The sequence below is a fragment of the Barnesiella viscericola DSM 18177 genome (assembly GCF_000512915.1).
Classification (GTDB): Bacteria; Bacteroidota; Bacteroidia; order Bacteroidales; family Barnesiellaceae; genus Barnesiella; species Barnesiella viscericola.
This window is the reverse complement of record NZ_CP007034.1, coordinates 2,093,490-2,117,190: the sequence shown is the minus strand read 5'-3', so window position 1 is coordinate 2,117,190 and position 23,701 is coordinate 2,093,490. Positions and strand designations below refer to the sequence as shown.

At 54.9% G+C, this 23,701-nt stretch carries 25 protein-coding genes; 9 read left to right on the top strand and 16 right to left on the bottom strand.

Annotated features, from left to right (window positions below; genetic code table 11):
• Positions 1-168 precede the first annotated feature (168 nt).
• The gene (locus BARVI_RS08640) at positions 169-726 is read left to right on the top strand and encodes an RsmD family RNA methyltransferase (protein ID WP_025278852.1); all 558 of its coding nucleotides are present in this window, start codon (positions 169-171) and stop codon (positions 724-726) included.
• A gap of 95 nt (positions 727-821) precedes the next feature.
• Here BARVI_RS08640 and BARVI_RS08635 read toward each other — a convergent pair whose 3' ends face one another.
• The 13 genes from BARVI_RS08635 to BARVI_RS08575 all read right to left on the bottom strand — a co-directional run bounded on the left by BARVI_RS08635 (position 822) and on the right by BARVI_RS08575 (position 14,553).
• Positions 822-1,784 (bottom strand): metallophosphoesterase, encoded by a 963-nt coding sequence (locus BARVI_RS08635; RefSeq protein ID WP_025278851.1) that lies wholly within the window; start codon positions 1,782-1,784, stop codon positions 822-824.
• A gap of 38 nt (positions 1,785-1,822) precedes the next feature.
• Entirely contained in the window at positions 1,823-4,636 is a 2,814-nt protein-coding gene (locus BARVI_RS08630; RefSeq protein ID WP_025278850.1) for a TonB-dependent receptor, read from the bottom strand.
• Between the two features lie 244 nt (positions 4,637-4,880).
• Positions 4,881-5,228 (bottom strand): MarR family winged helix-turn-helix transcriptional regulator, encoded by a 348-nt coding sequence (locus BARVI_RS08625; protein ID WP_025278849.1) that lies wholly within the window; start codon positions 5,226-5,228, stop codon positions 4,881-4,883.
• 5 nt (positions 5,229-5,233) lie between these two features.
• Positions 5,234-5,419 (bottom strand): 4Fe-4S binding protein, encoded by a 186-nt coding sequence (locus BARVI_RS08620; protein WP_025278848.1) that lies wholly within the window; start codon positions 5,417-5,419, stop codon positions 5,234-5,236.
• Between the two features lie 280 nt (positions 5,420-5,699).
• Positions 5,700-6,176, bottom strand: coding sequence for a thioredoxin (gene trxA / locus BARVI_RS08615; protein ID WP_025278847.1), 477 nt, complete (start codon positions 6,174-6,176; stop codon positions 5,700-5,702).
• Positions 6,169-6,372: a DUF6132 family protein gene (locus BARVI_RS08610; RefSeq protein ID WP_025278846.1), complete on the bottom strand. Its 204-nt coding sequence runs from the start codon at positions 6,370-6,372 to the stop codon at positions 6,169-6,171. The genes trxA and BARVI_RS08610 overlap by 8 nt, the downstream gene beginning before the upstream one ends.
• A gap of 422 nt (positions 6,373-6,794) precedes the next feature.
• Positions 6,795-7,973, bottom strand: coding sequence for a TolC family protein (locus tag BARVI_RS08605; protein ID WP_025278845.1), 1,179 nt, complete (start codon positions 7,971-7,973; stop codon positions 6,795-6,797).
• A complete protein-coding gene (locus BARVI_RS08600; protein ID WP_025278844.1) occupies positions 7,970-11,059 on the bottom strand; it encodes an efflux RND transporter permease subunit in 3,090 nt (1,029 codons plus the stop codon). Before BARVI_RS08600 ends, BARVI_RS08605 begins: the two co-directional genes overlap by 4 nt.
• Before the next feature lie 12 nt (positions 11,060-11,071).
• A complete protein-coding gene (locus BARVI_RS08595; RefSeq protein WP_025278843.1) occupies positions 11,072-12,256 on the bottom strand; it encodes an efflux RND transporter periplasmic adaptor subunit in 1,185 nt (394 codons plus the stop codon).
• Between the two features lie 113 nt (positions 12,257-12,369).
• Positions 12,370-12,771, bottom strand: coding sequence for a DUF6769 family protein (locus BARVI_RS08590; protein ID WP_025278842.1), 402 nt, complete (start codon positions 12,769-12,771; stop codon positions 12,370-12,372).
• Positions 12,772-12,859: 88 nt separating this feature from the next.
• Entirely contained in the window at positions 12,860-13,312 is a 453-nt protein-coding gene (locus BARVI_RS08585; RefSeq protein WP_025278841.1) for an RNA-binding S4 domain-containing protein, read from the bottom strand.
• A 5-nt stretch (positions 13,313-13,317) separates the two neighbouring features.
• The gene (gene pth / locus BARVI_RS08580; RefSeq protein WP_025278840.1) at positions 13,318-13,881 is read right to left on the bottom strand and encodes an aminoacyl-tRNA hydrolase; all 564 of its coding nucleotides are present in this window, start codon (positions 13,879-13,881) and stop codon (positions 13,318-13,320) included.
• 21 nt (positions 13,882-13,902) lie between these two features.
• The gene (locus BARVI_RS08575; RefSeq protein WP_025278839.1) at positions 13,903-14,553 is read right to left on the bottom strand and encodes a 50S ribosomal protein L25; all 651 of its coding nucleotides are present in this window, start codon (positions 14,551-14,553) and stop codon (positions 13,903-13,905) included.
• 352 nt (positions 14,554-14,905) lie between these two features.
• On the opposite strand from BARVI_RS08575, the gene galE reads away from it, so the two are divergent.
• Positions 14,906-15,940: a UDP-glucose 4-epimerase GalE gene (gene galE / locus BARVI_RS08570; protein ID WP_025278838.1), complete on the top strand. Its 1,035-nt coding sequence runs from the start codon at positions 14,906-14,908 to the stop codon at positions 15,938-15,940.
• 112 nt (positions 15,941-16,052) lie between these two features.
• A complete protein-coding gene (locus BARVI_RS08565) occupies positions 16,053-16,952 on the top strand; it encodes an MBL fold metallo-hydrolase (protein WP_025278837.1) in 900 nt (299 codons plus the stop codon).
• A 113-nt stretch (positions 16,953-17,065) separates the two neighbouring features.
• Here the strand turns inward: BARVI_RS08565 and BARVI_RS08560 are convergent, their stop codons facing one another.
• From BARVI_RS08560 to BARVI_RS08550, 3 genes are read right to left on the bottom strand one after another with little or no spacing between them, the layout of a single operon-like run.
• Positions 17,066-17,578, bottom strand: coding sequence for an IbrB-like domain-containing protein (locus BARVI_RS08560; RefSeq protein WP_025278836.1), 513 nt, complete (start codon positions 17,576-17,578; stop codon positions 17,066-17,068).
• 5 nt (positions 17,579-17,583) lie between these two features.
• Positions 17,584-18,870 (bottom strand): DUF3440 domain-containing protein, encoded by a 1,287-nt coding sequence (locus BARVI_RS08555; RefSeq protein WP_025278835.1) that lies wholly within the window; start codon positions 18,868-18,870, stop codon positions 17,584-17,586.
• Positions 18,842-19,261, bottom strand: a complete 420-nt coding sequence (locus BARVI_RS08550; protein ID WP_025278834.1) for a hypothetical protein — start codon at positions 19,259-19,261, stop codon at positions 18,842-18,844. The genes BARVI_RS08555 and BARVI_RS08550 overlap by 29 nt, the downstream gene beginning before the upstream one ends.
• A 422-nt stretch (positions 19,262-19,683) precedes the next feature.
• Between BARVI_RS08550 and rbr the strand changes: the two genes are divergently transcribed.
• From rbr to BARVI_RS08520, 6 genes are all read left to right on the top strand, one after another.
• On the top strand, positions 19,684-20,259 hold the full coding sequence (gene rbr, locus BARVI_RS08545; protein ID WP_025278832.1) for a rubrerythrin: 576 nt from the start codon (positions 19,684-19,686) through the stop codon (positions 20,257-20,259).
• 71 nt (positions 20,260-20,330) lie between these two features.
• Positions 20,331-20,981, top strand: a complete 651-nt coding sequence (locus BARVI_RS08540; protein WP_025278831.1) for a flavin reductase — start codon at positions 20,331-20,333, stop codon at positions 20,979-20,981.
• A 144-nt stretch (positions 20,982-21,125) separates the two neighbouring features.
• Complete coding sequence (locus BARVI_RS08535; RefSeq protein ID WP_025278830.1) at positions 21,126-21,437, top strand: DUF4491 family protein; 312 nt, start codon at positions 21,126-21,128, stop codon at positions 21,435-21,437.
• Between the two features lie 85 nt (positions 21,438-21,522).
• A complete protein-coding gene (locus BARVI_RS08530; RefSeq protein WP_025278829.1) occupies positions 21,523-21,858 on the top strand; it encodes a DUF6383 domain-containing protein in 336 nt (111 codons plus the stop codon).
• Positions 21,859-22,052: 194 nt separating this feature from the next.
• Entirely contained in the window at positions 22,053-23,072 is a 1,020-nt protein-coding gene (locus BARVI_RS08525; RefSeq protein ID WP_025278828.1) for a branched-chain amino acid aminotransferase, read from the top strand.
• 77 nt (positions 23,073-23,149) lie between these two features.
• Positions 23,150-23,686, top strand: a complete 537-nt coding sequence (locus BARVI_RS08520) for an HD domain-containing protein (RefSeq protein WP_025278827.1) — start codon at positions 23,150-23,152, stop codon at positions 23,684-23,686.
• Positions 23,687-23,701 lie beyond the last annotated feature (15 nt).

Sequence of the window (23,701 nt, the reverse complement as noted above, 5' to 3'; positions counted from 1 at the left end):
TGTCAATCTTGAAAACTCCGTTTTCGTTTGCCTCGGCTCTCGCCTTTCACTATCTTTTCAGAAGAAAGGAGGCGGCTCGGCCCTGTCAAACTTGAAAACTCCGTTTTCGTTTGCCTCGGCTCTCGCCTTTCACTATCTTTGCCATTAAATTGAAACGAGTAAATTCTTATGCGAATCATCAGCGGTAAATACGGGCGTCGGCGGTTCGATGTCCCCACCCATATCAAGGCCCGGCCTACGACCGACTTTGCCCGGGAGAATCTTTTCAACGTGCTGGAAAACCTCATCGACTTCGAGGGTATCGAGGCGCTCGACCTCTTTGCCGGTACGGGGGCCATCAGCTTCGAGCTGCTCTCCCGCGAGTGTGCCCGGGTGGTGTGTGTCGAGATTTACCCGACGCAGTACAACTTTATACGCAAGGTGCAACAACTGTTGGGCGACCACAACCTCACCCCCATCAAGGGCGATGTCTTCAAGTTTCTGCAAAACTGCCGCCAACAGTTCGACCTCATCTTTGCCGACCCTCCCTACGACCTGCCCAAGCTGGCGACGCTGCCGCACGAGGTACTGTCGTGCAACCTGCTGAAACCGGGGGGTATCTTCGTGCTCGAACATTCCAAGAACAACGACTTCTCGTCGCACCCGCTCTTTGACCAGCACCGCAGCTACGGAAGTGTGAATTTCTCCATCTTCCGCCAACCCGACACCGCAGAGCCTGCGGTCTGACCGCCCAGCCCACAAACAAAAAACGAGGGCCTTATTCCTCGCCCGGTCGAAACCCTGCGGGAAAAGCCCTCGAAAGAAAGAGAAAAAGGAGTCGTTTATCTGGTGCGCGTGACGGTATGGAGCACGTGACCGGTCTTGTCGAGCATATAGAGATTCAAATCCTTGTCGGATACCGATACCACCGAAAATCCCGGCTCGGGGCTGCAATACTGCGTCCCCTCGATTTCGCTGACCTTGCGGCTCAACGAGGCCGACGAGTTGACCACGTAGTCAACATCGCTTCCCGGTACCCTGATGTGCTGGAAATTGTGAATGTGACCGGCTATGTACATATCGACACCATATTTCCGCAACAGCGGGTCGAGCCGTTGTTGCAGGTTCTCGCGTTCGATTTCGTCTTTCGGGGTCTGGGCATAGACGGGGTGGTGGCCTATCACAATCTTCCAGGTTTCGTGCGAGGCATTCAACACCGAGTCGATCCAGTGCAACTGAGCCTCCATATCTTGTGCGGCTACATCGCGGTACGACTCTTCGGACTCTTTGTGGTACTTGTCGATGAGCGGAGCCGTGTCGATGAACACGACTTTGAGCGACGAGCTGTCGCCCACCTCGAAGCTCTTGTCGTAATACCGGGCGGGCATGCACCAGCGACGACTCACACCCGAGTAGTCGAGCACGGCCTGGGTGTTGCCCCGGTATTCGTGGTTACCCAACACGGGATACCAGTCGAGCATCAGTTCGGGGTGCGAATAGATATACTCGTAGTTGGTATTCCACAACGGGTCGTTCACACTGGCTACCCCCTCGAAGTGGTGTATGTCGCCGGCGGCGGCCACAAACTCGATGCCAATCTCACCGGCCGTTTCGCCCATCTGCTCGGCAATAATCTTCTGGTCGTAGTAGCCGTTGCGACCCAGGTCGTTGGCCACGATAAAGTTAAAGTTGTCTTCGACCTCGGCGGGAAGCGAGCTGGTCGAGTCGGTCGTCGGCTTGCAAGAGGAGACACTCACGATGGCCCCCATCAACAATAAAGCCGAAAAGAATTGAACGGTTTTCATCTGTCTATCTTTTTAGGTTTATAAATTCATTCGTCTGATTAGAACTCCCATTTGATACCCAGGTCGAAGGTCGACTTGTAATATTCGAGCTGCGCCATGTATTGCTTGGAGCCCTGATAGTAGCGCAACGGCTGGTTGGTGAGGTTGTTGGCCTCGGCAAAGATGCGCAATCCGTCGGCAATGCGATACGAAGCGTTGGCGTCGAGGAAGAGCTGGCTGTCGTAGTAGCGGTCTTCAAAGGCATCGCTGGCCACCTCGTCGAGATATCCGCCCGTGTAGTTTAAAGAAACACGCGCCGAGAAACGATTGTTCTCCCAGGCCAGCGAGGCGTTGAACATGTGCGGTGCGGTGCCGGGGAAGCTGACATCGGTGCGCTCCTCGCCGTCCTCGTTGTAGATACCCTGGGTAATCGAGTGGGTATAGGTATAGTTGAGCATCACGCTGAAATTGCGCAGGAAGCTCGTGGGCAGGAAATCGAGTTTGCGCTGGAAGGCGAGCTCGACACCGAACAGATGCACCTCGTCACCGTTCAACGGACGCAGGAACTGCCACTGCTCACCGGCGGGAATGGGATTGGGCAGGCCGGGGAAATCGGCGGCAAACTTGTCGGTCGTGTAGTTGGCATCGAGGTAGTTATAGATGAAGTTGTCGAGATTCTTGTAGAAAAGCCCGGCCGAAACGATACCCACCGACTGGAAGTAATATTCGCCAATGAGGTCGGCGTTGTAGGAGTAGGTGGCTTTCAAGTCGGAATTTCCGGCCGAGATTTCGCGGTCCTCCGATTTCACATCGGCAAAGGGGATCAGCGCGTAGTAATTGGGACGGGCCAACGCTGTCGAGAATACCCCTCTGAGCACCATATTTTTCAACGGAGTGTAGCAAACAGTCACATTGGGCAATACGTTAGTATAGCTGTTCCTGACCTGACGCAGGTCGGCATTGTCATAATCCTCGTCGAGCACATAGTTACCCTCGTAGTCGACCCGGGTGTGTTCGATACGGGCCCCCACGATAAAGGTGAGGTCGGGAGTAATATCCTGGTCCCAACGCAGGTAACCGGCATAAATCTGCTCCTTGGCCTGGTAGTTGTTGACCAGATATTCCGAAGGGTCGGCCTCTTTCTCAAAGAGCGCCGGGTTGTTGAGGTCGACATTGCCCAGCCACTGTTTCGACACGAACGAACCCGGTATATAGCGGTCGCCCTGGGTGAGCGGTTGGGTGTAAGTGGCCTTGTCCATCTCGGCCAGCGAGGGCAGCCCGTCGACGGGAGTGTATTCATAGAAATTGTTGTTGCGCTCCTTGCTCTTGATGCGAGCCTTCAACCCAAAGTGCAGACGGCCCTTCTGCGAAGCGATGGCCGAGAGCGGTACCCGGGCATTGATTTTGGCCGAATACTCGTCCTCGTCGGTATAGTCGTGCTGCTCGGTGAGCTTGTCGAAGAGAAAAGCGCTCTCGCTCTGCCCCGGTGCCGAGATGAAAGGCTTGCGCGGATCGGCGAGGTCCTGGGTCATCGAAATTCCTTCCTGCACATACTCGATATAGCGCTCGTGAGGCCGGTCTTCCTGTGCCTTGGCATAGCTGAGGTTCCAGTCCAGGTCGAACTTGGGCGACAGCAGGTGCGTACCCGTGAGGGCATAGGACTGTACCCGCTGGTCTTCGAGGCGGGCATTCTTGTTACGGCAGTTGTCTATACCACCCTTGGTCTCGCGCGATATGGTACCCGTGTACCCGGCAATCGCCCCGGTCGTTTCGTCGTAAACCGGTTCGACATCCTTGAACTGGGTGCGGAAGCGGTTCTCCCGGTCGTCGCGCCAGTTGTACATGAGGTCGGCTGCAATCGTATTGTTGGCATCGATTTTCCAGTCGGTATTGAGCGATATGCTGCGACGGATACGCTGCACGTCGTATTTGCGAATGTCCATCTCTTCGAGGAAGATGTTGTCGGCATCGTCTTTGCCCCATACCCCCTCGATGTTGTCCGAGCCGTAGGTCTTGTTCATGTACGAAGCACTGAGCACGACCCCCACCCGGTCGCCGGCGAAACGGTTGGAGTAGACAAACGAACCCGAACCCGTGGCCCCGTTGCGTATGGGGTTGAACCCGCCCAGTGCCGTGAGCGAGATGCGCTGACCACCCGATGCGGCACGCGTCACCAGGTCGACCGAACCGCCGATGGCGTCGCCGTCCATATCGGGCGTCAAGGTCTTGTTCACCCGAATGGTCTGAATCATGTCGGAGGGAATCAGGTCCATCTGCACCTTGCGGTTATCGCCCTCGGCCGAGGGAATGCGGTTGCCGTTCAAGGTCACCGAATTCAACTCCGAGGCCAGTCCCCGCACAATGATGTTGCGCGCCTCGCCCTGGTCGTTCTGCATGGTGATACCCGGGACCCGTTTCAAGGCATCGCCGATGTTGGAGTCGGGGAAACGTCCCACCTGGTCGGCCGAAATCACATTGGTCACATTGCGATTGGTCTTCTGCTGGTTGAATGCCTTGGCCTGACCGCGAGCCTGGTCGCCCATGACCACTACCTCGTTGAGCACCTTGGAATCCTCTTGCAGGAAAAAGTCCATGACCGAATTGACACCCTCCTTGACCGTCACCTCTTGATAGGCCGTCACGTATCCCAAATAGGTCACTTCGACCCGATAGTCTCCGTCGGGCACATTCAAAAACTCAAAGTAACCGTTCTTGTCCGAAACCGTATAGCGGTTAAACTTGTCCAGCCGCAATACGGCACCCGGCAGCGTGCGCTGTTCGGTCCCCTCTTTTACCGTTCCCGAAATCAATCCGGCTGCCTGTGCTGCAACCACTTGGCTTAAAATGAAAATAAGCAATAATGTTTTTTTCATAGAGTCTGAGATATAATTAATTGACGGGTCAAAGGTATCGGGGTTCTATAACATTTCTGTTACAGGCATTTTAAATGGCGATAACATTCTTTTGGATTGAGAAACAAACGTATTCCTCGACCGGTCACATCGCCCCCCTCGGTGCCGGCCCGTCTACACCTCGTCATGAAAAAATCCCAAACCCGATTATCATCGGATTTGGGATAATACTTTTCCAACCGGTTTTTGCCCGGTTATCAAAACATCATAACAGCTGTTTCAACACGGCAGGTACCTCGATATCGCAACAGTGCAGTTGCGTGAGGCAACGCTCTCCCTCGGGGGTGAGCGAGAAGTACATCTGCCGCTTGTCGTCATCGCCCAGGCTGCGTTGTATCAGCCCTTTGTTCTCGGCAGCCCGAATGACCTTCGAGGCATTGGACTGGGAGAGATTCAACTGTTTGGCTATGTCGCCCGACGAGAGGCGCCCCACCTCGTGCAGGGCACACAACAGCGAACCCTCGTTGAGCCCGAGGCCGTAACGTTTCTCAAACTGGGCTTCAAACTCGGTGATGGCCCGGTACACATCGCGTATTTTACAGAATGATTCCATAGGGCTTACTCCACTTCACATACCGCTTGCTTGAAACAGGAACGCACACATTTGCCACAGCCTATGCACTTCTCGGCATCGATTTGAGGCAAGCCAAACCCGACCTGGCTGATGGCCTGCCGGGGACAGAGGGCAATGAGGGGGCAACGGTGGTTCTGCGGACAACGGTTCTTATCGACTACAAGGGGCATCTTATTATCCTTTCTCTCTCTTTTTCATCGCGTATCCGCACCCCCTGTCGATAGGGTGCGGATACAGCTTGGGTTTATCTTACAAATCTACACTATTTTCGGTAAAGCCCAACTGTACCGGGGAATCTTTTTATCGAATCGGGGGCATGTCGCTCCCCGGTTCCGGTCGGGCTTAACACGGATTGCGGAGGAAAATCTCCCACGACCTCGATCGGGAGCGATCGTGGGAGACGCAAATGGTCCACTCCTTTGCAGCCCCCGCTCAAAGGAGTGGCGCTACTTATTTCTCTTTTTTCAACAGCACCTTGTCGATAGCCTCCTTGAACGAGCTCTTGGGCATGGCTCCCATGGCCATCTGCGGCTGCTCGCCCATGGGGATAAAGAGTATCGAGGGAATGCTGCGTATCCCGAACATGGCGGCCAACTCCTGCTCCTTCTCGGTGTTTACCTTGTAGATATAGATTTGTCCGTCATACTCCTCGGCCAACTCTTCGAGTATGGGGGCCACCATCTTGCAGGGACCGCACCACGAGGCATAGAAATCGATAATGGCAGGCTTGTCGCCCAGGTATTTCCACTCTTGGGGATTGGCTTCGTAATCCATCACTTTGGTCAGGAAGTCGGCTTTGGTCAATTCAATTGTTTTCATCTTATTGTCGTTTTTACTTTGATTATCGTTTGTTTTCGCTTTTGTCTCACAGGCGGCAAACAGGAGCGAAACCAGGCTCACCGCCCAAATCATCAGTCGTTTATTCATAGCTTTTCTCTTTTTTAAATGAACTCATAAACAATCCGCCTATCGCGGCACCCCACACCGTACTGGTCCAGGGCGATGCGGTTATGGGACAGGTGCCGCTGGCACAGCCTACATAACGCCAATACAGGTATCCGCCTACGGCTCCCAAGACTGCACCCAACACCGAGAGCCCATATCGTTTCAACCACTTTTTCATCTTGTCTCTATTTAAGTTTTATGCTTATTTATTATTCTATGGAAATATATTCCGTTAGAAATTACATGGCAAAGATGCGACCTATTTTCCATAAAAACAATTTTCCAATGGAAAATATTTTCATATATAAAGTTTTTTAACATTCACACGCCAGGAATCATCGCTCAATCTCTTGAAAGCCCCACGACCAATAAGAATATATTTATCTATTAACCAGCATATTATAATCACAAAAAGAGGTTACGCCTTATCGGCATTCACGTATACGGGCATTTTTTCAAAAGTTCCTCCCCGACTTTACCTCCAAGAATGATGAAAAAGCGAAGGTCGGCGCTCGTCTACTACGAAACAAAAATCCCCCATGCCACAAGGGCATGGGGGAGATATAACAAACTGTCTTAACGGCACACAGCCTGCCGCTATTACAATTCAAATTTATAGAGGCGGGCCAGTCGCAGCTGGTATTCATACTCGAGCGAGAGCCGGTTGTCGAAGGCTTCGTAGAGTTGCGTGGCATCGACAAGATACTCGACCATCGAGATTTTCCCGGTGGCCAAGGCCTTCTGCAACAATCCCAGATTGTTCTGCCGGGTCAACAGGTCGTAGCGGGCGTGATTCTGTTTCAAGGTCACCGCCTCGTCATAGGCGCTCTGCAACTCGGCCAGTGCCTGCTGTTCGCGATTGTTCACGGCAAAGGTCCCGGCCAGCGCCTGAGCCTTGGCCATCTTGACCTTCTTGCGGTTGGCAAACAGGGGTATGGAGACTCCTACCGCAAAGCCGTTGAACCGCTCGCCCAACTCGTAGGCATGGCGGTAGCCCAATTCAAACTTGGGCAACCAGCCCGAACGGTTGAGAGCCACCGACTTGTCGGCGATAAGGCTCTCCTGCCGCAGCAACTGCAACTCGGGGTCGGCCTGCAAGGCCTGGGTTTTCAACTCGTCGAACGAGGCGGGCAACACTGCCTCGGGATAGATCAGAGCCGAGAGCTCCACGTCAAGCGCCTCGCCGCCGTTCAAGGCCCGCAACTGAGCCAGACAGGTGGCGAGTTCGTTGCGCAGCCGCGTGTTGGCGGTGGTGACATTGAGCTGTTCGATTTCGATTTTGTTCACGTCGAGAATGGCGGCATCGCCCGATTCGAGTTTGCCCCGGTAGAGCCGGGCCAGTTCGTCGGCCGCAGCCAGCCGCTTGTCGCTCAACTCGATGCAGCGGTTCAGGTAGACGATGCGCAGGCACAACTCCTTGGCCTGCAACAATACCTGCTGCCGCAACAAGGTCTGCTGCCCGTCGTAGAGCGAGCGTTTGAGGTTACCCACCCGGTTGCGCTGCACATAGAGCGACGGGAAATCGAAGGACTGCAACACGGTAATGTCGTACTTGCGGTCTCCGGCATTCTGGGCACCCCACAGGTGTTCCAACTCGAAGGTGGGGTCGGCTAGCGAATTTTGCGACGACACCTCGGCCTTCTGGCTCAGTACCATCTGGGCCCCGGCTTTCAGCTGGGGGTTGTTGGCCTCGATGCATGAAAGGATGTCGGCCATATTGTTTTGAGCTCCAGCACCCGACAGCGTGAGTGCGCAGAGCAGAAGAATCATCTTTCTCATCGGTTTTCTTTTTTACGGTTCATAATCCAGTAAACGACCGGCACCACAAAGGCGTTGAGGAAGGTCGAGGTAATCAACCCGCCCAGAATCACCTTGGCCATGGGGCTCTGTATCTCGTTGCCCGGCAGGTCGCCGCCCAAAGCCAGCGGGATAAGCGCCAGCGCCGAGGTGAGTGCCGTCATCAAGATGGGGTTCAACCGGTCGAGCGAGCCATGCAATATGGTCTCGTGCAGCGAGTGCCCCTCGGCCAGCATGGTGTTGTAGTGCGACACGAGCAGCATTCCGTTGCGGGTGGCGATACCGAAGAGCGAGATGAAGCCGATGATGGCGGGGATACTGATCTCGCCCGTGGTGAAGCGGAGGATAAAGACTCCGCCTATCAGCGCCAAGGGGAGGTTCAACAGGATAACGGCCGACTGCGAGGCGCTGCGGAACTGGTTGTACAGCAACAGGAAGACCACCAGCAGCGAGAAGAGCGACACGACCGAGAGGGTGCGCGAGGCTGCGACTTCGCTCTCGAACTGTCCGCCATACTCGATGAAGTAGCCTTCGGGCAGCATGACGGTCTCGTCGATGCGTTCCCGAATGTCGTCGACCACGCTGCGCAGGTCGCGGTCGCTCACGTTGGCCGAGATGACAATCTTGCGCTTGACATTCTCGCGGTTGATGGTGTTGGGGCCGGTGGCCGACTTGATTTCGGCCAGCGTGCTCAACGGCACCTTGCCCTCCTGCGTGTCGATCATCAGGTCGCCGATGCGGGCCGCCGAAGCCCGTTCGTCGTCCTTTACCTTGACCGTCAGATCGAAGGTGCGGCTACCCTCGTAGACCTGCGAAACCACCTCGCCGGCCAGAGCCACGTCGATAAACTGCGAGAACTCGGCCATCGTCACCCCGTAGCGAGCCAGCATCTCGCGACGCGGCGTGATTTTCAGCTGCGGCCGCTCGATCTGCTGCTCGACATTGAGGTCGACCACACCGTCGATGGTCGAGATATTCTTCTTGATCTGGTTACCCAGCATGAACATGCGGTTGAGGTCGTCGCCAAAGAGCTTAATGGCGATGCGGGCCTGCGTACCCGAGAGCATGGCGTCGATGCGGTGCGAGATGGGTTGACCTATCTCGATGTTGACGCCAGGGAGAACCGAGAGCTTCTTGCGTACATCGGCCACCACCTCGGCATGCGAGCGCTCTTTCAGTTCAAAGGGGGCCTCGATTTCCGAGGTATTCACTCCCAGAGCGTGCTCGTCGAGCTCGGCCCGACCCGTCTTGCGGGCTACCGTCTTTATCTCGGGCACTTCGAGCAACAGCTGTTCGGCCCGGCGGCCGATGTTGTCCGACTCTTCGAGCGAGATACCGGGCAGCGTGCTGACGTTAATCGTAAACGACCCTTCGTTGAACGAGGGCAAGAAGCTACGCCCCAACGTGAAGAAGGTAATCAGCGCCGCTACAAACAGCACGATGGTACCGCCCAGCACCTCGCGACGGTGACTCAACGACCACTCCAAGGCGCGTCCGTAATACTTTTTCAGCGTGCGGGCCACGAAAGGTTCGCGGGCCAGTTTATGGTCGTCGCCCCCCTTGCCCAGCAGGTAGCTGCACAGCACCGGCGTAAGGGTGAGGGCCACAAGGGTCGAAGCAAACAGAGCCACGATGAAGGCGATACCCAGCGGAACCAGCATGCGTCCCTCCATACCGGTGAGGAAGAAGAGGGGGATAAAGGTGACGATAATGATGAGCGTGGAGTTGAGGATAGGCATACGCACCTCGCGCGAGGCCTCGAACACCACCTCGATAACCGGTTTGCGTTCGCCGGGCGGCAACTGCCGGTTCTCGCGCAAATGCTTGTAGACATTCTCGACGTCGACAATGGCATCGTCGACCAGCGACCCGATGGCGATGGCCATACCGCCCAAGCTCATCGTGTTGATGGTGAAGCCCATGAAGTGCAGAGCCAGTATCGAGAAGAGCAACGACAAGGGCAAGGCAACCAGCGAAATCACGGTGGTGCGCACATTCATCAGGAAGAAGAAGAGAACGATTACCACGAAGATGGCACCCTCGTAAAGCGACTTCTTCACATTGTCGATAGAACTCTCGATAAAGTGCGACTGACGGAAGATGTCGGTCGACACGGTTACATCGGCCGGCATGTTCTTCTTCAACTCATCGACCGACTTCAACAACTGGTCGGTCAGGTCGAGCGTACTGGTATTGGGCTGCTTGGTCACTGTGAGCAGGACAGCCGGGTGAGCCTCGACCGAAGCGCACCCCAGTTTGGGAGCCTTGTCGCCAATCTTCACCTCGGCAATATCGCCCATCAAGAGGGGTACCCCGTCAATCCGCTTCACCACCGCCTTGGCAATGGCGTCGATGTCGGTCGTAGCCACGGCCCCGCGTATGATGTACTCGTTGCCATATTCATACAGGATACCGCCGTTGGCGTTGCGGTTCATCTCGCGGGCAGCGGCCAGCACCTCGTCGAGCGAGACGCCATACTGCTTCATACGAGGCAGGTCGAGCAAAATCTGGTACTCTTTCATCTCGCCGCCGATGACGGTTACCTGGGCCACCCCGCCAATGGAGAGCAGGCGGGGACGGATAGTCCAGTCGGCCAGCGTGCGCAGGTCGCGCAGCGAAGTGGTATCGGAGGTGAGGCCGATAATCATCATCTCGCCCAGGATAGACGATTGAGGACCCAGCGTGGGGGTACCCACCCCCTGGGGCAGGCTCTCGCCCACGACGGCCAATTTTTCGGAGGTAATCTGACGGGCCCGATAGATGTCGGTACCCCAGTCAAACTCAACCCATACGACCGAGAAGCCGGTGGTCGACGACGAGCGCACCCGACGCACATCGGTGGCCCCGTTGAGGGCAGTCTCTACCGGGAAGGTAACCAGGCGCTCCACCTCTTCGGGAGCCATACCCGGTGCCTCGGTCATGACCACTACGGTGGGAGCATTCAGGTCGGGAAAGACATCGACGTCCATTTTAAGCGAGGTATAAATCCCCGCAAACATCAACAAAATCGAAGCTACCAACACAAGCAGCCGATTGTTCAACGAATATCGGATAATCTTATTCAACATGGCTGCCGGGTATTAGTGGTTGTGGGAATGGCCTTCGGGTATGACGCCGCTGTTGGCGGCCAGTTTCACCTGATAGACACCGCGGGTCACCACGCGGTCGCCCTCGTGCAGGCCCGAAAGAATGCGCACATTGGCCCCGTCGGTATCGCCTATCGACACCTCTTGTTTCTTATACCCCTCCTCGTCGAGACGCAGGTAGACAAAGTAGAGTCCCTGCTCCTCGGTGAGGGCCGAGACGGGCACAACCAGAGCGCTGTCGACGGCCGACGAACGTAGATAGACCTCGACACAAGCCCCGGGAACCACCTCGCCTCGGTTGTCGAGTTCGAAGACTACGGGCACATAGGCTCCACCCGCCAAGGTGCCGCGGCCGTAGCTGAGCAACTTGCCGTTGAGTTGGGTGAGGTCGTAGACCCGGTCGTCGTAGGTGGTCTTGAAGTTGGCCGTCACGATGGTGGGCAACTCCTTGTAATAGCGCTGAGGCACCTCGGCCCGCAACTGCAAGCGGCGGTTCTGCGAGAGGGTCATCAGCGGCTGTCCCATCTCCACAAAGTCGCCGTCGCTCACCAGAATATTTTTCAGATAGCCGGTCATGGGCGCCTGCACGGCACTACCCGAGCGACTGCCCCCCATTGCCTCATAGGCAAGCCGGGCGGTCTCGTAGTCGCGGGCGGTTTGTTCATACTCCTGCCGCGAGATAATCTGATCTTTCACCAGTTCGCCGGCCCGTTCGTAGGCCTTGCGAGCCGTCTCATAGTCGATATAGGCCTTGCTGGCCGGATCGCCGGCCGCCAGTTTCTTGGACGAGAGGTGCAGCAGCACACTCCCTTTGGCCACCTGACTACCGTCGGCAATGTGCCGTCCGGCCAACGATACCACCCCGGCAACGGGGGCAACCACCGTCATCTCGTCGCCCTGGGCGGCCGAGAGGGTTCCCGAGCAGGGAATCACACTGTGGAAACGCTCGGGCTTCATGGTTTTGGTGGTGAGGCCGATGGCATCGGCCTCGGCTTTTTTCAGGATAATTTCGTCGCCATGGCCTTCGGCGGCATGGTCGTGACCTTCGCTTTCGCTGTGCTCATGGTCGTGCTCCTCAATGTGGTCGCTGTGCTGGTGTGCTTCATGCGACGACGAACCGGAGCAACTCCACAATATATAAGATAGAATGGTTATGTACAATAAAATAGTTCGTTTCATAGGTATATATTTAATGTAAGAAAATATGTTTCAACCGTGCCGGCTCTGCTCAGAGGCGGCACAATCGCATCGCTCCACGGCTCTTCACCACCGGGAGTAATCGGTTCATATACCTATGCAACGGGAGGGGCCCTCAGTCCGAGGGTTTTGAGAAAGACGGCCGTATGAAGCCGCTCGACAAAGACGTTCCATGCGGGAGCCTCGTCGGGGGTATCGACCACCCAGTCGGTCAACACGGCCCACGTGCCCAGCAGAATCTTGACCGGGGCAAATTTAAGAAGGTGTTGATGAAGCGAGGCCAAATCGACCGGAATTTTGTAGGCAAACCAGTTGCAGCCGGTGCAATCGCCCGCGTTTTCATCGGACGTATCGGAATGGGAGTCGTCGCAACCGGGCAACGTGAGTTCGAGGCATATCATGCCATTGGCGTGGTGATGGTGGGGGAGTACCGTTGAGAGGATTCCCAAACAACCCGCCAGCAACAAGATCACTATTTTCAGCCTTTTAGCCCACATACTGATTGGTTTTGCAACGACAAAGGTAAACCCAATCGGGCGGAATGAGGTTAAACGGGTTACCCTTTTGGCCCAAATTTAAAGATATTTAATATTCATCATCTTCGTCGTCGATGTCGTCATCGAAATCGAAATCAAAATCGAAACCATCGTCGGCATATTGCGATTCGAGGAACTGAGCCATCTGCCGGCCATCGCGCTTCGTGGGGCGTCCCAGCCCCTTCTGCCGGTTGACAAAGCCGCTGATGCGCACCATGTCGAGCAATTCATATTGCTCGGGCGGCGTGATGTTTTCGAGATAGCCGGGTACCAGCTTGGCCCCCATTCGGTTCTCGGCCAGAGCCAGTATCTTGAACGAGTAGGTCACGGGCGGCTTGCGCACCTGTATCGTGTCGCCCACCTTGACCGTGCGCGAAGGTTTCACCCCCACGCCGTCGACCATCACCCGACCCTTCTTGCAGGCTTCGGTGGCAATGGTGCGGGTCTTGAAGATGCGGGTAGCCCACATGAACTTATCGATTCTTACCTCCTCTTTTGCCATAGTTCCTATTTGTTGTTGTACTGGTTCATGGTCTGCTGCACACCGGCCAGACAGAAACTCTTGATAATCTCGCCGGCCCGTTCGAGTTTCTCGGGCAGTTCGGCCTCTTGCTCGGGGGGAAAGGCTCCCAGCACGAAATCGACCTGACCGCCCCGCGGAAAGTCGTTGCCTATCCCGAAACGCAACCGGGCATACTCCTGGGTGCCCAGCGTAGCGCAGATGTGCTTCAACCCGTTGTGCCCGGCATCGCTGCCCTTGGGTTTCAGCCGCAGGGTACCGAAGGGGAGTGCCAGATCGTCGACCACGACAAGCAGATTTTCGATGGGGATATTCTCCTTCTGCAACCAGTAGCGCACGGCATTGCCGCTCAGGTTCATATAGGTCGATGGTTTGAGCAACACGAGGGTGCGTCCCTTGATGCGCAACTCGCAGGTGGCGCCGTAACGGCCGTCGGTAAAAACGAGATTGGACGCCTTAGCCAAGGCGTCCAATACTCTGAATCCTATGTTATGCCGGGTATTCTCGTATTCGTAACCGATATTACCCAGCCCTACAATCAGATATTTCATCTATACACAGATGGGGATTAATTAGTCTTGTTTAGCCTGAGCACCACGGGCGGCACGAGTCAAGTTGACGGCGCAAACCACGGCGTTCTTGGCGTTCATCAGTTCGAGACCCTCGAAGTGGAGGTCGCCTACTTGCAGCGTCTTGCCCAATCCCAGGTTGTCGATGTTGATTACCAGACGCTCGGGGATATTGGTGTAGATGGCTTTTACTTTGAGTTTTCTCATCGAGAGGCTCAGTTTACCACCGGCACGCACACCTTCGGAGTGACCTTCGAGTTGAACGGGAACTTCCATTACAACCGGTTTCTTGTCGGTTACTTCGAGGAAATCCATGTGCAGGATATTATCGGTTACGGGGTGGAATTGCAGGTCTTTCAAAACGGCCATCTTCTTCTCACCGTCGATGTTCAGCTCTACGGCAAAGATATCGGGAGTGTAAACCAGTTTGCGAACAGAGTCTTTGGTTACTGTAAAGTCGGTAACGATGATACCTTTTTTACCGCCGGTAAGTTCTACCAGTTTCTCGCAGGGTTTCAACGTGCCGGTATAAGGCAGGTCAACCAGTTCGCCACCATTGAGCACGGCGGGAATCAGGTTTTGTTTACGCAACTCTTTAACAGCTTTCTTGCCCAGATCGGTACGGGCCGTACCATTCAATTGGAATGTTTTCATTGTTTTGTGGTTTTGTGTTACTCAAAATTAAGTTGTTTTCTCTTGCTCCTTAATTTCCCATCACACGGAATTTTCAAAAAGCGGTGCAAAGTTAGCATATTATTTTCTAATGCACAATAGCTTACTCTATTATTCCGAACAAATTCTCGCTGTTTTCATTTGACCAGGAGGGAGAGGAGATTCTTTATCTATTAACGGATTGAACAGTACCCTCTCTTTCCGTCATTCTTCCTTATGTATTTTGAAAGAGAAACGACACTGAACGACAAAAAAATTCAAGGGAACATACCCCCTTTCCATTCGTCTTTTATATCTTTGTAGCTCAGAACAAATAAAAAACAAACCTATCGTCATGAAAGGAAAGATTTTGGTTACCGGGGGAACGGGTTACATCGGCTCCCACTCGACCGTAGAGCTGCAAAACGCAGGCTACGAAGTTGTTATCATCGACAATTTGTCCAACTCGAACATCGAGGTGCTCGATGGCATCGAACGCATCACGGGCGTGCGCCCCACTTTCGTACAGGCCGACTGTACCGACATCGAGGCGTTGCGCAAGCTCTTCCAGGATAACCCGGGCATCAAGGGTATTATCCACTTCGCAGCCAGCAAGGCAGTGGGCGAATCGGTACAGAAACCGTTGCTCTACTACCGCAACAACCTGCTGTCGCTCATCAACCTGCTCACACTCATGCCCGAGTTTGGCGTAGAGGGCATCGTCTTCTCGTCGTCGTGCACGGTCTACGGTCAGCCCGACGTGCTGCCGGTCGACGAAACGGCTCCCATCAAACCGGCTCTGTCGCCCTACGGCAACACAAAACAGATCAGCGAGGAGATTATCAAAGATACGCTCCACGCCAACGCACCTTTCAAATCGATTATCCTCCGCTACTTCAACCCCATCGGAGCTCACCCCAGTGCCGAAATCGGCGAGCTGCCCAACGGCGTACCCCAAAACCTCATTCCCTACCTCACCCAGACGGCTATCGGTATCCGCAAGGAGCTGAGCGTGTTCGGCGATGACTACAACACGCCCGACGGGTCGTGCATTCGCGACTACATCAACGTGGTCGACCTGGCCAAGGCTCACGTGATTGCCATGAACCGCATGCTCGAAAAGAAATCGCCCGAGGCTATCGAAATCTTCAACCTGGGCACGGGCCGCGGCGTATCGGTGCTCGAACTGATCAACGCCTTTGAAAAGGCCACGGGTGTAAAGGTTCCCCACAAAATCGTAGGCCGTCGCGAAGGCGACATCGAACAGGTGTGGGCCAACCCCGCCAAGGCCAACAAGGTATTGGGCTGGACTGCCGAGACAGGTATCGAAGACACGCTGGCTTCGGCCTGGAAATGGCAGTTGAAACTGCGTGAAAGAGGTATCATGTAACCGACACCCCTTCCCTATCACATACAGGAAGCGAGACTGGCCCCGGCGAGTCTCGCTTCTTGCTTTACACCTCTCCAAAAAGGAAAATCTTCCCCTTGACAAAGCGCGTGAAATGTTTTACTTTTGCTTCATCGAAAACCCTATTAAACAAATCGATCGTATAATTAGAAAAGGTATCTTTTTAGTATCGGGCGTGCTGCTGGCCTCAATGTGCGCGGGCGGGTGCAGCCAGTCGCAGAAGCAGGCTTCGGCCACCGACGAAGAGCAGGCTCTCTTTGCCTGCACCGACAGCATCACCACCGTGTGCGACAGCATACTGACCCAAATCAGAGACAATGCCCAGGAGCGGCTGATGCAGCTGAGCCTCTTCGGCGAACTGCCGCAAGCACTCATTGACAGTCTGGGAATAAGCCAGGGAGTTCCCGCATCGGTCAGCACCTTCCTGCTTGAAATCGACGGCAAGCGCATCTTGTTCGACACGGGTATGGGAGCCCCCGACAGCCGGTTGCTCACCAATCTGTCGGCCGTAGGAGTCACTCCGGCCGACATCGACTACCTCTACCTGACTCACTTCCACGGCGACCACATCGGCGGCATGATGAAGGGCGACTCGGTGGTATTCCCCCGGGCCGAGGTCTATGCCGCCCAACAGGAGTATGACGCTTGGACGCAGATGCCCGACGAGCAAAAGGCTCAGGTCGTGGCTACGATGGAGGCCTACAAGGAGCGTCTGCACCTGGTGGCCTATGGCGACACACTGCCCTGTGGAGTGGTTGCCCTCAACTGCGCGGGACACACCCCGGGACACACGGCCTACCAGGTGGGCAAGTTTATCATCGCCGGCGACCTGGTGCACGGTGCCGCCCTGCAACTGGCTCACCCCGAGATTTGCGCCGCCTACGACATGGACCCGCAAGCGGCTATCCAGAAACGACGCCATTTCCTCGACTACGCCCGTCAGAACCACCTGTTCCTGGCCGGTATGCACCAGCCGGCAGGCCATGCGAAATAACCCGCACCCGGGCACTCGGACAAGTGCCGCCGGACTACACACGACAAGGGCCGTACCCGCAACGGGGTACAGCCCTTGTCGTTTTTACAAGATCGCCCGGCAGCCCAGGTGAACTATATCTCCGTCGTGAGGCTGAACTCCTTATCGGCAAAGAGTTCGGCCAAGCCCGAAATCTGCTTGTAGCGCAACAATTCGTCCTTATCCATACCGATGTTCTTCATAATCCAACTGTCGGACATGCCGGCCTTGGTCAACTCCGAAACGATTTCGCACATCAGCTCGACGTTATGCGTGCCCCGGGCCCGGTTGTGGCGAATGGTCGAGGCCATGCGGTTCGAGATGTCCTTGTCGATGACCACCACCGGCAACAGTCCCCTCTCCCGCTCATAGATGCGGGGCGAGGTGAGCATTACCTTGTAGCGGTGAAAACCGTCGACCAGCTCGTACTGGTCGGTATCGGGCCGGTAGTAGCACACACAAGGCATCGTGTAGCCGTCCTCCCAAATCGAGAGTTCAAGCAACTTCATCTCGGGCGGAGCCACTACGTTGGGATTATAGGTATTGGCCACCACCTTCTCCACCGGGACGGCGATGACCCGGTAGACCGGACTTTTATACTCTTCCATCTCTTTTATAATGTTTTATACTTTTCCATAACTCGATCTTTCAACTCCTTCTCGACCTTGTTGAGCGAAAAGCCCATATACTTGCAGGTGTGGTCGTTTTTGAGAATGCAGATGCACATGCGCTTGAAGGTGGGCAACTCCTTGAATTCGGGCAGGTCGATGTCGTCGAGATACTCCATCTTGACCGGGCGCTTGGCGGTCTTGTAGTTGGAATGGTCGCCCACGACGATAGGAATGCCCATGGCTTCGAGTTTCTCGATGGTCTCGTCGGCCAGACAGCCTCCCTTCTCGCGCCAGAAGTTGATGCTCACCGCCAGTTTGCGCTGGTAGTTGCGCCGCGTCTCCTCGGGCAGGGTCTGCAACAGGAAATGGAGATACCGCTCCCACGTCATGCCGGGCGGCAGCTTCACCGAATGCCAACCCATCATCGAGGAGCGACCGTACAGACCGGCAAAATTCACCCCGTTGACCCGGTTCACCATCTTGCCCCACGTGTCGGGGTCGATGGCCCGGTAGAGGCGCAGGCTCGAAATAGCCTGCGAGATAAAGGGGCTGGCTACCCGCTGCTTGTCGAGGGGGACGCCCGCCCGATAGTAGAGGTCGTAGAGGCGGTTGTAGTCCCAACGGAAACGGCCGTTGGCCACCCAGATGTCGGTCGTGAGCCAATCGTGTATGGGGTAGGCATTGCAAATGCCGTATTTCATCTCGCGAATCCATTTCAGCCCCTTGTACTTTTTATAGTTGCGGTCACTGTGTACCGTGCGCCAACGGTTCAGGCTCTCCTGACTGCGTATACCTATCAGGCAACAAGTACGCTGGGCCGACTTCCGCTTGTGCAGCCACTCGGCAAATTTGATTTGAAACTCATAGTCCCACAAGTCATCGGTGAAGAAGTCGAAATCTTCCCGCGTATAGGCACCTTCGGGCATCTCCCGCACCCACATTTCGCGCTTCGACTCCTCCCACGGTCGCCAGTAACTCTGGAACATCGAGGTGCAGGTCAACACCTTGCAGGGCACGCACACCCGATAGACGTCCAGTATATCGGCGTTGGAGGCCAGCACCCGGTCGACATAGCGAATGGTCTCCTGATACTGCACCTCATAGTCGATGTGAAACACGCCCAGTCGGCGGCCCGGCTGCTTGCGGCGAATATAGTCGATGCAGAGGTTCAGCAACACGCCGCTGTCTTTTCCGCCCGAAAAGGAGACGTAGACATGGTCGAAATCGGTAAATATGCGGTCGAGCCGCTCCATGGTTACGTCATACACGCTGTTTCTGAAACTGTTCATTGTCCCCGTACTCCATTTTGACATATAACTTCCAGTTCTTCACCGGCGAAAAACCGCAGGCTTTGAATATATCGGCGTGCCTCACATGCACCATTGCACTGAGTGGTAACTCCGGAGCAAACTCGGCAACAGCCGCCCCGATGAGCTCCATCAACAGTTCGGGCGAATCGCCGGCCGCATAATAGTTATCGATATATGCTCCGGCCGTTTTGCGCTCGACAGGCATGAATCCTACAACCGAATCGCGGTCCAAGGCCACAAACCACAAGTGCTTGCGCGATGTCTTAAACGGATAATTGTTGTTTTGCCGAATAACGGGAACACTCATGACCAACGGCGCAACAAGCATATAGAGCCGTGCGTCTGTTCCCGGCAATTTCTCTATTATCATGGTGGAGCATTTAATTCGAGTTACCGGGCTCTCTACGAAAAAGAGCCCCCTACTCTTTATAAGTTTCAACAAAAATAAGAAAAGATTTACGAAAACAAAACAGGGCATCTCTCATTTCATCAAACGGAACCTTGCTCCCCCTCATCACCTTTGCCACCACAAACTTCCGCCAAAAGTTCCGGGCTCCCTGCTTCCCACCGGCAAAAACAAGGCAGACTACTTGTCGGCCTCGGTAATCCTACATTATTTCGGTTTTTTATTTGTTTCTCTCACTCAAAAGGCTATCTTTACCCCCGATTCAAAAATATTCTTAAAATCGAATATTTTTATATAGAATAATTTTAGAATTAGAACTATTCTAATTACATTTGCACCAGAAATCAAATCCTATAAACCAAACACATCAACAAAAACGAAACGTCATGAAAAGTATCAAAGGAACTCAGACCGAACAGAATCTGTTAAAGTCGTTCGCCGGTGAATCACAAGCCCGCACCCGCTACACCTTCTTTGCCAGCGTGGCCAAGAAAGAGGGTTTTGAACAAATCAGCGCCATCTTCATGGAGACGGCCGAACAGGAGAAAGAGCATGCCAAGAAATTCTTCAAATACCTCGAAGGGGGCATGGTCGAGATTACGGCTGCCTTCCCCGCCGGAGTTATCGGCACCACGGCCGAAAACCTGAAAGCTGCTGCCGAGGGTGAAAACGAAGAGTGGGTAGACCTCTATCCTCACTTTGCCGACGTAGCCGAACAAGAGGGATTCCCCGCCGTAGCCCTCACCTTCCGCAATGTAGCCAAGGTGGAAGCCGAACACGAAAAACGCTATCGCAAACTGCTGGCCAATGTCGAGAACGGAACCGTATTCTCGGCCGACGAAGAGATTGAATGGCAATGCCGCAACTGCGGATACGTGTACCGCGGCAAGAATGCCCCCGAACAATGCCCGGCCTGCGCTCACCCGCGTGCCTACTTTGAACGGAAAAAGAACAACTACTAATAATCGCCCCGACCCCTGTCAGTGGCTCCGGCAGAGCCGACCGACAGGGGTTTCGTTCACCCTGTACCGATATGGATATAAACGCCTTACGACAAATCACTTACGGCCTCTACGTAGTAGGGACCAGCGATAACGGACGCCCCACGGGCTGCATCATCAACACCTGTTTCCAGGTGACCAGCGAGAATCCCATCGTGGCCATCTCGATGAACAAGAACAACTACACCCACGATGCCATCTTGCGGCACCGCCGGTTCAGCCTGGCCATTCTGGCCGAGGAGAGCGACGCAAGCCTCATCACCACCTTCGGCTTCCAGTGCGGACGCGATCGCAACAAATACGAGGGACGCGACTACTCGTGGCAACACGACACCCCGGTGCTGAAAGGGAAATTTGCCGGACACATCATCTGCGAACTGCTGCATGTGGCCGACAACGAGACCCACGACGTATTCTTCGCCCGGGTCATCGACACCCTGCCCGACGACGGCACTCCCATGACCTATGCCTACTATCACCAGGTGATCAAGGGACGGGCTCCCAAGAACGCCCCCACCTATGTGGCCGAGCCGGAAACGCCCAATACCCCTGAAACACCCCGTCCCCAAAGCACCAAGCGGTATGTGTGCGAGGTGTGCGGCTACATTCACGAAGGCGAATTGACCGACGATTTCAAATGCCCGGTATGCCAGGCCCCCCGTAGCTGTTTCAAAGAAATATAATTTTCGAGCGAACTAAGTTCCCGTTGAAGAGTTTTACTTTCGACGGGAATTTTTATTTTTGCAGGCCACGTCTCCTCGAAGCCTACTCCCGACGAGAGGTATCGCGTGGCACAATCATCGACCATTACTCTTTACTGTTTCGTTATGGATTTCATTCTTGACTATCATCTGCAAGGACTTGTTATCGGGGTCTGCACCTTCCTCATCATCGGGCTGTTTCACCCGGTCGTCATCAAAGCCGAGTACTACTGGGGCACCCGCTGCTGGTGGATTTTCCTGCTGCTCGGGCTGGGCGGAATCGCCGCCTCGCTATGGCTCGAAAATGTGATGCTTTCGTCACTGGCCGGCGTGTTTGCCTTCTCCTCGTTCTGGACCATCAAAGAGCTCTTCGACCAGGAAAAGCGGGTGCAAAAGGGGTGGTTCCCCAAAAATCCCCGGCGCACCTACAAATTTTAAGCGCCCAAAAGCCACATTTAACGGACTCCCGTATACCAATACGACAAAAAAAGGTTATCTTTGCCGTAGATATATTGTTGCCGATATGAAAAAGCTATACGCCATACTCTTCGCTCTGGCTTTGGGTGCAGCCATCGCACTGCAGACTTTCGCACAGATTTCTGCGGAACAGGCCGTATGGACTCTCAACGACAACAACCGCAGCGACAACAACTCCCGCGAGCAGGCAATCGAGGTATCGAGCAAAGAGGGCAACATCTATGTGCGCACCCCCCGCAAGATACAGGTAACCATCTACACCATCTTGGGGCAGGTCGTTACCGACCGCACGCTCAATCCCGGCCTGTCGGAAATCAAGATAGGTACCCGCGGCATCTACCTGGTCAAAATCGAAGGCCGCACCCAGAAAGTCGCCCTGTAATCTCACCCTGCCTTCACGACAAAAAGCGGCAATCGTCCGGCATTGACAAATGTCGGAGCATCAACACCGGTTCTGCACCAGCAGGAGCATCGGTTCACAGATTCCCGGTAAACTAATTAGCCCCCAAATTTCTAATTCTCGGCTTTTATTCCTATCTTTGTCCTTATAAAGTCAAACACATAAACATCGAAATTATGGAAAGTATCGATTGGTCAAACCTGTCGTTCGGCTATATGCCCACCGACTACAATGTACGATGCACCTACAAAGACGGAAAATGGGGCGACATCACGGTTACCAGTTCACAAACATTTGAAATACACATGGCAGCCACCTGCCTGCACTACGGACAAGAGGCTTTCGAGGGTATGAAAGCCTTCCGGGGAAAGGACGGAAAGATTCGCATCTTCCGCATGGACGAGAACGCCGCCCGTCTGCAAAGCTCGTGCCGTGGTATCATGATGCCCGAGTTGCCCACCGAGAAATTTAACGAAGCCATCTTGACGGTGGTCAAGAAAAACGAACGCTTCGTACCTCCCTACGAGAGCGGCGCTTCGCTCTACATTCGCCCGCTGCTCATCGGCACATCGGCTCAGGTAGGTGTAAAACCGGCCAAGGAATACCTCTTCATTGTCTTCGTTTCGCCGGTAGGCCCGTACTTCAAGGAGGGTTTCAAACCTACTCCCATGGTTATCCTGCGCCAGTACGACCGCGCCGCACCGCTCGGCACCGGCCGCTACAAAGTGGGTGGTAACTATGCCGCCAGCCTGGTTTCGGGCGAGAAGGCTCATGCCATGGGCTACTCGGCCGTGCTCTATCTCGATGCCAAGGAGAAGAAATATATCGACGAATGCGGCCCGGCCAACTTCTTCGGAATCCGGGGCAACAGCTACATCACCCCCAAATCGACCTCGATTCTCCCCTCGATTACCAACAAGAGCCTCATGCAACTGGCCGAAGACATGGGCATGACCGTCGAGGTGCGTCAGGTACCCGAGGAGGAACTTGCCACGTTCGACGAAGCCGGAGCCTGCGGTACGGCTGCCGTAATCAGCCCCATCGCCCGCATCGACGATCTCGACGAAAACAAGTCGTATGTATTCTCGAAAGACGGCAAACCCGGTCCCATCTGCGAAAAACTCTATCACAAGCTGCGCGCCATTCAATATGGCGACGAGCCCGATACGCACCACTGGGTTACCATCGTAGAGTAATCGACAATCACCCCCATATCCGGCAGCCCGAGAGCAATGCGCTTCGGGCTGCCGCTTTATCAACCTATTTCACAGTCATGGACGTTCAAGCTGTTTTCAACAAATACTACCAACCGGGCACCCCACTCTACCAAAGCGTGTGGTCGCACAGTCGGCTGGTAGCCGAGAAGGCCCTGCAACTGGCCAAGGCCCACCCCGAACTTAACCTCGATCTCGACTTTGTCTACGAAGCCGCCATGCTCCACGACATCGGCGTATTCCTCACTCACGCCCCTTCGATTTACTGCATGGGCGACAAGCCTTACATCTGCCACGGCATACTGGGGGCCGAACTGATGCGGGCCGACGGCTATCCCCGGCACGCTCTCGTGTGCGAACGTCACACCGGCACGGGACTCACCGTCGACGACATCATCGCCCAGAATCTGCCCCTGCCGCATCGCGACCTCTGCCCGGTCACGCTCGAAGAGAAGCTCGTGTGCCTGGCCGACAAATTCTACTCCAAGTCGAACCCCGATCGGGAGAAACCCCTCGACAAAGTGCGCCAAAGCGTGGCCCGGTATAGCGAAGATTCGTTGCGGCGGTTCGACGAAATGGCCAAGCTGTTTCTCTAACCGGCCGAGGCTCAA

Coding starts and splice junctions, on each gene's coding strand:
- BARVI_RS08565 (WP_025278837.1), top strand. CDS start 16,053: ATGTTTTACTTTTGCTTCATCGAAAACCCTATTAAACAAATCGATCGT.
- BARVI_RS08530 (WP_025278829.1), top strand. CDS start 21,523: ATGAAAAAGCTATACGCCATACTCTTCGCTCTGGCTTTGGGTGCAGCC.
- BARVI_RS08525 (WP_025278828.1), top strand. CDS start 22,053: ATGGAAAGTATCGATTGGTCAAACCTGTCGTTCGGCTATATGCCCACC.
- pth (WP_025278840.1), bottom strand. CDS start 13,881: ATGAAATATCTGATTGTAGGGCTGGGTAATATCGGTTACGAATACGAG.
- BARVI_RS08520 (WP_025278827.1), top strand. CDS start 23,150: ATGGACGTTCAAGCTGTTTTCAACAAATACTACCAACCGGGCACCCCA.
- BARVI_RS08640 (WP_025278852.1), top strand. CDS start 169: ATGCGAATCATCAGCGGTAAATACGGGCGTCGGCGGTTCGATGTCCCC.
- BARVI_RS08560 (WP_025278836.1), bottom strand. CDS start 17,578: ATGGAAGAGTATAAAAGTCCGGTCTACCGGGTCATCGCCGTCCCGGTG.
- BARVI_RS08625 (WP_025278849.1), bottom strand. CDS start 5,228: ATGGAATCATTCTGTAAAATACGCGATGTGTACCGGGCCATCACCGAG.
- rbr (WP_025278832.1), top strand. CDS start 19,684: ATGAAAAGTATCAAAGGAACTCAGACCGAACAGAATCTGTTAAAGTCG.
- BARVI_RS08600 (WP_025278844.1), bottom strand. CDS start 11,059: ATGTTGAATAAGATTATCCGATATTCGTTGAACAATCGGCTGCTTGTG.
- BARVI_RS08620 (WP_025278848.1), bottom strand. CDS start 5,419: ATGCCCCTTGTAGTCGATAAGAACCGTTGTCCGCAGAACCACCGTTGC.
- BARVI_RS08630 (WP_025278850.1), bottom strand. CDS start 4,636: ATGAAAAAAACATTATTGCTTATTTTCATTTTAAGCCAAGTGGTTGCA.
- trxA (WP_025278847.1), bottom strand. CDS start 6,176: ATGAATAAACGACTGATGATTTGGGCGGTGAGCCTGGTTTCGCTCCTG.
- BARVI_RS08540 (WP_025278831.1), top strand. CDS start 20,331: ATGGATATAAACGCCTTACGACAAATCACTTACGGCCTCTACGTAGTA.
- BARVI_RS08535 (WP_025278830.1), top strand. CDS start 21,126: ATGGATTTCATTCTTGACTATCATCTGCAAGGACTTGTTATCGGGGTC.
- BARVI_RS08575 (WP_025278839.1), bottom strand. CDS start 14,553: ATGAAAACATTCCAATTGAATGGTACGGCCCGTACCGATCTGGGCAAG.
- BARVI_RS08590 (WP_025278842.1), bottom strand. CDS start 12,771: ATGTGGGCTAAAAGGCTGAAAATAGTGATCTTGTTGCTGGCGGGTTGT.
- BARVI_RS08550 (WP_025278834.1), bottom strand. CDS start 19,261: ATGATAATAGAGAAATTGCCGGGAACAGACGCACGGCTCTATATGCTT.
- BARVI_RS08610 (WP_025278846.1), bottom strand. CDS start 6,372: ATGAAAAAGTGGTTGAAACGATATGGGCTCTCGGTGTTGGGTGCAGTC.
- BARVI_RS08585 (WP_025278841.1), bottom strand. CDS start 13,312: ATGGCAAAAGAGGAGGTAAGAATCGATAAGTTCATGTGGGCTACCCGC.
- galE (WP_025278838.1), top strand. CDS start 14,906: ATGAAAGGAAAGATTTTGGTTACCGGGGGAACGGGTTACATCGGCTCC.
- BARVI_RS08595 (WP_025278843.1), bottom strand. CDS start 12,256: ATGAAACGAACTATTTTATTGTACATAACCATTCTATCTTATATATTG.
- BARVI_RS08635 (WP_025278851.1), bottom strand. CDS start 1,784: ATGAAAACCGTTCAATTCTTTTCGGCTTTATTGTTGATGGGGGCCATC.
- BARVI_RS08555 (WP_025278835.1), bottom strand. CDS start 18,870: ATGAACAGTTTCAGAAACAGCGTGTATGACGTAACCATGGAGCGGCTC.
- BARVI_RS08605 (WP_025278845.1), bottom strand. CDS start 7,973: ATGAGAAAGATGATTCTTCTGCTCTGCGCACTCACGCTGTCGGGTGCT.